This window comes from Sporomusa sp. (assembly GCF_057736855.1).
Genome location: NZ_JBYKYF010000104.1, coordinates 1 through 7,190, shown reverse-complemented (window position 1 = coordinate 7,190; position 7,190 = coordinate 1). Strand labels below are relative to the sequence as shown.

Sequence of the window (7,190 nt, the reverse complement as noted above, 5' to 3'; positions counted from 1 at the left end):
CTTTTACGTTGCCAATATCTGAACTGGCCCGGCGAAATTCCTGAATGCCCTTGCCAATAGCCTTGCCAACTTCTGGTAGTTTTCCTGGCCCAAATACAATTAAAGCAATCACCAATATTAATATCAATTCCGGCATGCTAAAACTAAACACAACTACCATCCCCCTTATTAGTTTGCATATATACTATATTATACCTGTCTGTCCAAAAAAACACAATGCAACAAAAATACGACTGTCCTTGTATGTCCTGCAAAACACATTACGAAGGAAAGCCGTAATCTTCATGAGGAATCTGCCATTTATTATTCTCGCTCTGTATCTGAGGAGGATGGAGTTGACCGTTTTTAATTTTAGCAAGTACATCTTCAACCAAATTAAGATGTTCCTTCATTTTGATTCTGGCTAAACGCGGATTGTGAGCAGTAATTGCTTCGTATATTTCGTAATGGGATTGGTGCAAAAGAGTTGGCATATTCTCAATCAAAAACATTTTTTGGCGAGTAGTACGAAACGTCTTTGCCAATAAATCGGAGATGGTATGCATGATTTTAATCAAAACCGGATTATTAGCCGCCTTAGCAATCGAAAAATGAAAAGCAGCATCACCGTTTTCTCCGGTACCACCATTATTCACTTCTTCCAGCATACTGGCAAGCGCGGATTTTATTGCTTCTAAATCTTCTGGCGTTGCCCGCATTGCGGCCAATGCTGCCGTTTCTATTTCGAGAATTTTGCGTACCTCTAGCAATTGAAAAGGTCATCAATCTCTACCTGCAAAAAAAACGATAACGGCTCCATCATGCCTTCAACAGAAACCTGATTGACAAAACTTCCCTCACCGGGACGGATCGTAATAATGCCCATCATTTCTAAGGCACTAAAGGCTTCACGTACCGAAGCCCGGCTAACATTTAATCGTTCTGCAAGTTCTCTTTCCGAAAGCAATTTGTCTCCTGGTTGTAATTTTCCATCAATAATAAGTTTTTTAATTTGACCGATAATTTCTTCATAGACTTTTTTTGTTTTAACAGGCTTAAACATTAGCGCCTCCGGAGATCATTCTAGTATTTCCGCATTCCTACAAAGTCGGCTACTGCTAACAAGGATTCTCTCACAGGGCGATTGAGCGTTACCGGCAAGATATTACGGGCATGTTGTAAATAGGTATTAACTTGTGCATAGCTATATTCGATAGCATCTGTTTCAAGAATAATTTCTAAGCCTCGTTTAACATCATCGTCAGACATGTTCTGATTCACGATTATACTGCGCAATTCGTCACAACGGGGGCTGTGTTTTAAAGCATAAATAACCGGCAGTGTTACTATTCCTTGCCGCAAGTCGTTGCCGACAGGTTTACCTAACTGTTCAGCTGAAGCAGTTATATCTAAAATATCGTCAGTGATTTGAAAAGCCATGCCAATAGCATAACCATATTCCCGAACTTGAACAACACTTGTTTCATCCAAGCCGCCAGATATTGCCCCAAGCTCACAACTTGCGGCAATAAAATCCGCTGTTTTTTGGGCTATTCTCTGGCGATAATCGGCCTCATCCTGCTCAGCATTAAAGGCTTCCTTTAATTGAACAATTTCTCCTTCGCAGATATTACAAATAACATCTGACAATATTTTTAACATTTTTTTTTCTGCTACCATAGCTGCTGAAAATGCTTTTGCAAATAAATAGTCCCCTGTTAATACTGCACTGTGATTGCCCCACCGGGCATTGGCTGTAGGCCGTCCCCGCCGGGTAGCGGCGTTGTCAATAATATCGTCATGCACCAAGGTTGCCATATGGATAAGTTCAATAGCAACAGCCATCGGCGTAAGTTCCGCTTGATTAGGAGCACCGCCTCGGGCACACATTAGATACAAAGCGGGCCGTAAGCGTTTACCGCCCGCTTGCACTAAATGTTTACCAATATCATTAACTAGATCTACCGGCGATTGTATTATAGAATACAGTTCTTTTTCCACAGCCATAAGATCATCAATAATTATACCAAAAATATTGTCTGGAAACTTGCTCACTCGCTAATCACCTACAAGACAGAATCTGTTTCTATAATACACTATTTCCACGCTAATAGTCTATAATATTGTTGGAATTATTTATTTTTTTCCACAGTTATAGCGCAATCCGGACATACCGTCTGACAAATTCCACAAAGAACACACTTTTCCATATCAGCCTCAACCCGCGGTGTTCCATAAACACCCAGTCCTTCTGACCAGGTAATACATTTTACCGGACATTTTTCTATACACAAGCCGCAGCCTTTGCATAGGTTAGGGAAATTAGCCCAGAAGCCTTTTTCGCCGTCATATTTTACAGATTCCCAAACTTTAGCCATTGTTTCCCCTCCTTACATTGCTTTTTTAATGAGTTGGTAGCCGCGTTCAAGAGCCTCAAAGTTCATATCGCGGAGTTTGGGATCTTTCTGGAACTTATCGCCGAGTTTGGTTTCAAGCGCTCTTTTAATGCTTTCCAGTGGCAGCAATTCAGTTGCGGCAATAACTGCTCCAAGAATAATGATATTAAACACGCGCGGATGCAGCTCATTTTTGGCAATATCATTTGCTGGAATAGCCACAACTTTCTTAACTTCCGGAAGATCACCAGGATCAACCCCTGGACCCGGCCTAGTGAACGAACAAGTTTTAGGTTCGCCAGCTACCAAATCCTGCGACAAGTCATCGTTGGGGCTATCGGCTGTAGGACATGGTGGTGTTACATCAAAATATTGCAGACCGATAATATTATCATTTACTTCGCCTTCCTGAATAAGTGAATTGTCATAAATATATATTGTATCCTTACCCGCGTACATCTTGGTTCGCTTAACTGCCCGTGGACTTACCGGTATCAGGATATCGGCTTTTTGGAATTTAGGAGCACCAATGGGACCATCACTTACTTGCACGAAAGCAAGCGAAACACCGCCGCGCTGCTCTACACCGAAATTAGGAATGTATAACGCATTTTTTCCTTCCTCATTAGCGGCTTCAGCCAAAATTTCAGCAATTGACTGAACACCTTGGCCACCCTCACCGGCAATAGCAATTTTAACAACCTTTGCCATCAGCTTAGCCCTCCTTTGGTTGTGGCGTTCTAAGTTCGCCGACCTTGTAATACTGCGCCATATCTTTTTCAATGAATTCCCAAGTCTGCTTAGCATTGGTGCGCCAGTTAGTCGGACAGCCAGACAGGCATTCTACAAACGAAATACCATTACCATCTATCTGATTTTGCAGTGCTTTTTTAATAAACCCTTTAAGTTGTCGCGGATTTGCCACTGTACCACGTGCGACATAAGCTCCCTCAGGCGCTACGGCAGCAACCATTTCAGGGCCTTTGGTAGGATAACCGCTTTGCGTTATATCCCGTCCGTAGGGAGTGGTTTCGGTTTTCATGCCAGGCAAGGTGGTTGGTGCCATCTGCCCTCCTGTCATCCCATAGTTACAGTTATTGCAAAGAATAATGGTAATCTTCTCACCACGAACCGCAGCATTGAAAAGGTGTTGTGAACCGATGGCATAACCGCCACCGTCGCCCATATACGCTACGCCAATAATATCTGGATTGGCCCGCTTCATTCCAGTAATTACCGGGGTAGTCCGTCCATGATGAGTCTGTACTGTGTCAACATTGAAGAAATCCCAAGCTAAGAGTGAGCAGCCGATATCACAGCCAAAAACCATTTTATCTTTGATACCTAATTCATCAATGGCTTCACCGAGGCATTTAAGAATAATTCCATGGCCACAACCAGGACAAAATTTATGTGGTTTTGTATCTTCATTCCAACTACTGGGCATAGCTGGCCGAAGAATATGAGTTTCTTTAAGTTCTCGCATGGTAGCCAACCCTCCTATTTCTATAATTTGTTATACTCTTCAATAATTTCTTCGGTAGTAATGCCGACACCAGGTCGAAGCATAGGTACAACTTCAACTGTGCTACCGAATATTTCGTGTTGTACAAGCTTCAATAACTGGCCATACGCAGATTCGGCAACAATAAGCTTTTTGGCTCCTTTAATTGCTTCTTTCAGCTGTTTTCCTGGGAAGGGGCGAACGGTAATCGGACGGAAATAACCAACTTTCTCACCGTTAGCGCGTAGTTGGTTATATGCGGCTAAAGCACCCCGCGATACAATACCATGCGTAACAATAATGACTTCCGCATCTTCACAGCCTCTAGCGTCCCATTCAACGACTTCTTCCGCCATCTTTTTCCAATCACGCTGATGTTTCATTACGACTTCATACAGCTCATCTTCTGTGTTATAGGTATTGCGAAGATGCTTGATAGCCCGCTGCGGGTTTTCAGTGTCACCAAGGAGGGGTTCGGGGTTCACTAATTCGATACCTTTTTCTTCAGGATTGTAGATCGTAAGCGGTTCACGCATTTTAGCCTGATATCCATCACCTAAGACAAATACTGGGAAGCGATATTTCCATGCGGAGTTAAAGGCCTTAATTGTGTAATCAAACAATTCTTGATGGGTAGCTGTCGAATAAACAATGCGATGACCTTCACCATTGCCACCAAATGTTGTCAACGTAGTTTCTTGCTGCGCATAAATAACAGTGGCTGTCGAAGGACCGCCCCGCTGCTGAATGATATATACAATCGGCAAACGCATCATTTCAGCCATGACGGCGGACTCCTGCATCAGCACATTACCGGGTCCAGCAGTTGCTGTAAATGCCTTTCTGCCCATGATAACGCCGCCAAGCGTTGTAAATCCGGCGGAAATTTCATCTTCGGTTTGAAGAAAGCGTTTTCCATACTGAGGAGCAAGTCTTGTCCAATAATGCATAATCTCGTTCTGTGGCGTAATCGGATAACCGTACATAATGTCAGCTTTAGCTGCTAACGCAGCCCAGGCACACACCTCATTGCCTGTCATGAATACTCTTTGTTCACCTTGCAGTGAAACTTCGGCCATAAAAGCACCTCCTCAAAATATATAACCTTTGTCTCATCATCCATTTAGCTGGGCCGCAAACCTGGGACATAGTCTGCATCCACCTACACAAAACGCTCTGAGGCAATAATTAACTATAGAAACTTGTATATTACACCAAAGTTACCTGGATAAAACGGCTTATATATAAGATATGAGGGGGGATTATTCCCCACCCCCATATCTTACCCAAAAGATAGCAACTCTTATCCTGTTACGTCTTTAAATTACGGAATCATCCATGTCAAGAAATACGCTTGTGCATATGTCATTAAGCCAATGATAATAGCCAATACTATGGAGTGCATAACAGTAAAGCTGAACAAATCACCTTCTTTACCAACCAGTCCGGTTGCGGCAGTAGCAACAGCAATACTTTGTGGTGAAATCATCTTACCGGTAACACCACCGGATGAGTTAGCGGCAACAGATAAAACAGGGTCCATGCCAACTTGTTGGGCGGTAACAGCTTGGAGATTGCCAAACAATGCGTTGGCTGAAGTATCCGATCCTGTCAAGAAAACGCCCAGCCAGCCAAGGAACGCCGAGAAAAATGGGAAGAAAGAACCTGTACCAGCCAAGAACAGGCCTAGCGTCGAGCTCATGCCTGAGTAGTTCATAATATAAGCAAGCCCCAGAACACAAGGAATTGTAATCAGCGGTTTGGTTAGTTGCTTAAAGGTTTTTATAAACAGTTGAACGAAACGGGAAGGGCCAATACCCAAAACCATGGCTGAAAGTATGCCAGCTATAAAGAGGGCTGTACCCGCAGCGCTTAGCCAGTTGATTTTATACATAGCCGCCATGGCCGTCGGTTTCTTGGCAATGGGTGCCACTTGCATAACGACTTTGTCCAGACCTGGAACAAAGTATTTGATGGATACAGAATCAATAACCGCCTGAACAGGTTTCAAGCCCCAGAGGATAACCATACAAGTAAGGATAACAAACGGAGACCATGCTTTAAGAATAGTACCTGTACTATACTTAGGTGCATTAACCGTAGTAGTGGCGGCAGCTTTTTCATCAGCGAAACGCCAGGTTTTTGCTGGTTTCCAGATTTTGAGGAAAAACGCCAGGGCTATCATACTAGCTAATGCGGACAGAATATCGGGAAGCTCTGGTCCAATGAAGTTCGAGGAAAACCATTGGATGCATGCGAAGGAGATACCAGCCACCAAACAGGCCGGCAATACTTCCATAGTAGATTTCCAACCAGACATCAACACAACGAGCCAAATGGGAATAATGACGGAAAGAAACGGCAATTGACGACCAACCATTTGGCTGATTTTCATGGTTTCAATCCCGGTTACTTGACCAGCAACAATAATCGGAATACCGATACCACCGAAAGCAACCGGTGCAGTATTAGCGATCAAGCATAGACCCGCAGCATAGAGCGGATTAAAACCAAGACCCACCAACATACCTGCTGAAATAGCAACTGGTGTACCAAAACCAGCAGCCCCTTCGAGGAAGGCGCCGAAAGAAAAAGCGATGAGCAGTGCCTGCAAGCGGCGATCATCGGTAATAGTGGCAATTGAGTTTTTAATTATTTCAAACTGACCGGTTTCTACGGTCATGTTATAAATAAAGATTGCTGTTATTACGATCCAGAAGATGGGGAAAACACCATATGCAGCACCCATTACTGTTGCGGTAACAGCAGTCCCAACAGGCATTTTGTAAACTAATACCGCTACAAGGACTGCTGAAATTACAGCGGCCGCACCGGCAATTTGACCTGGTGTCCGGCGAATAGCCAGTAGGTAAAAGATAATAATCATCGGGATGGCTGCGATAAGCGCCGATAAAGCTAAATTACCCATTGGGTCATAGATTTGTGTCCACGTCATACTTTACACCCCTTCTTTAGTTTGGGTTCCTTTTCATGTACACTCTGCAGATGGGTAAACTAATTGTTCTTTATTTTCACCTCCTATTTTGCTTACCTTTCCTGCCCAACAATCCAGTCATACCTATTTTCATATTTGGTATTGTGGGCAGGTGGTCTGACCACCTTACCTCTGAATTTTAATTCTACCTATCTTTGTAAATTCCTGCTGTGTTAATTTAATATTTTTTATTTTTGTTATTTTTTTTATTTTGCGAAATTTTGCTTTCTGTTTATTTTGTACATCAGCCGTAATTGACCTTATATGCTGGTACGCTTTGCTGCAAAGTAAAAAACAGCGCGAGTTTAACGCTGTT

Annotated in this window: 10 protein-coding genes; all 10 read right to left on the bottom strand. The window is 43.2% G+C overall.

The annotated features are described in order from the left end of the window. Nucleotides 1-151: twin-arginine translocase TatA/TatE family subunit (gene tatA, locus AC29Z1_RS08640; protein ID WP_488271057.1), on the bottom strand; the 151-nt coding region annotated here is incomplete at its 3' end. A 109-nt stretch (nucleotides 152-260) separates the two neighbouring features. Continuing rightward, on the bottom strand, nucleotides 261-749 hold the full coding sequence (locus AC29Z1_RS08635; protein WP_488271053.1) for a FadR/GntR family transcriptional regulator: 489 nt from the start codon (nucleotides 747-749) through the stop codon (nucleotides 261-263). Beyond that, entirely contained in the window at nucleotides 743-1,042 is a 300-nt protein-coding gene (locus tag AC29Z1_RS08630) for a FadR/GntR family transcriptional regulator (RefSeq protein WP_488271052.1), read from the bottom strand. The genes AC29Z1_RS08635 and AC29Z1_RS08630 overlap by 7 nt, the downstream gene beginning before the upstream one ends. Nucleotides 1,043-1,062: 20 nt before the next feature. After that, nucleotides 1,063-2,013 carry a polyprenyl synthetase family protein gene (locus AC29Z1_RS08625; RefSeq protein ID WP_488271056.1) on the bottom strand — a complete coding sequence of 317 codons (951 nt, stop codon included), beginning with the start codon at nucleotides 2,011-2,013 and terminating at the stop codon, nucleotides 1,063-1,065. 98 nt (nucleotides 2,014-2,111) lie between these two features. Further along, on the bottom strand, nucleotides 2,112-2,357 hold the full coding sequence (locus AC29Z1_RS08620; RefSeq protein ID WP_488271051.1) for a 4Fe-4S dicluster domain-containing protein: 246 nt from the start codon (nucleotides 2,355-2,357) through the stop codon (nucleotides 2,112-2,114). Nucleotides 2,358-2,369: 12 nt separating this feature from the next. After that, nucleotides 2,370-3,086, bottom strand: coding sequence for a 2-oxoacid:ferredoxin oxidoreductase subunit gamma family protein (locus tag AC29Z1_RS08615; RefSeq protein ID WP_488271050.1), 717 nt, complete (start codon nucleotides 3,084-3,086; stop codon nucleotides 2,370-2,372). Between the two features lie 4 nt (nucleotides 3,087-3,090). Further along, nucleotides 3,091-3,861, bottom strand: a complete 771-nt coding sequence (locus AC29Z1_RS08610; protein ID WP_488271049.1) for a thiamine pyrophosphate-dependent enzyme — start codon at nucleotides 3,859-3,861, stop codon at nucleotides 3,091-3,093. A gap of 20 nt (nucleotides 3,862-3,881) precedes the next feature. Further along, nucleotides 3,882-4,958: a ferredoxin oxidoreductase gene (locus tag AC29Z1_RS08605; protein ID WP_488271048.1), complete on the bottom strand. Its 1,077-nt coding sequence runs from the start codon at nucleotides 4,956-4,958 to the stop codon at nucleotides 3,882-3,884. A gap of 245 nt (nucleotides 4,959-5,203) precedes the next feature. After that, nucleotides 5,204-6,835 carry an L-lactate permease gene (locus AC29Z1_RS08600; RefSeq protein WP_488271047.1) on the bottom strand — a complete coding sequence of 544 codons (1,632 nt, stop codon included), beginning with the start codon at nucleotides 6,833-6,835 and terminating at the stop codon, nucleotides 5,204-5,206. Between the two features lie 165 nt (nucleotides 6,836-7,000). Beyond that, on the bottom strand, nucleotides 7,001-7,190 hold a 190-nt coding region (locus AC29Z1_RS08595; RefSeq protein WP_488271046.1), incomplete at its 5' end, for a hypothetical protein.

Coding starts and splice junctions, on each gene's coding strand:
- AC29Z1_RS08610 (WP_488271049.1), bottom strand. CDS start 3,861: ATGCGAGAACTTAAAGAAACTCATATTCTTCGGCCAGCTATGCCCAGT.
- AC29Z1_RS08615 (WP_488271050.1), bottom strand. CDS start 3,086: ATGGCAAAGGTTGTTAAAATTGCTATTGCCGGTGAGGGTGGCCAAGGT.
- AC29Z1_RS08620 (WP_488271051.1), bottom strand. CDS start 2,357: ATGGCTAAAGTTTGGGAATCTGTAAAATATGACGGCGAAAAAGGCTTC.
- AC29Z1_RS08605 (WP_488271048.1), bottom strand. CDS start 4,958: ATGGCCGAAGTTTCACTGCAAGGTGAACAAAGAGTATTCATGACAGGC.
- AC29Z1_RS08630 (WP_488271052.1), bottom strand. CDS start 1,042: ATGTTTAAGCCTGTTAAAACAAAAAAAGTCTATGAAGAAATTATCGGT.
- AC29Z1_RS08600 (WP_488271047.1), bottom strand. CDS start 6,835: ATGACGTGGACACAAATCTATGACCCAATGGGTAATTTAGCTTTATCG.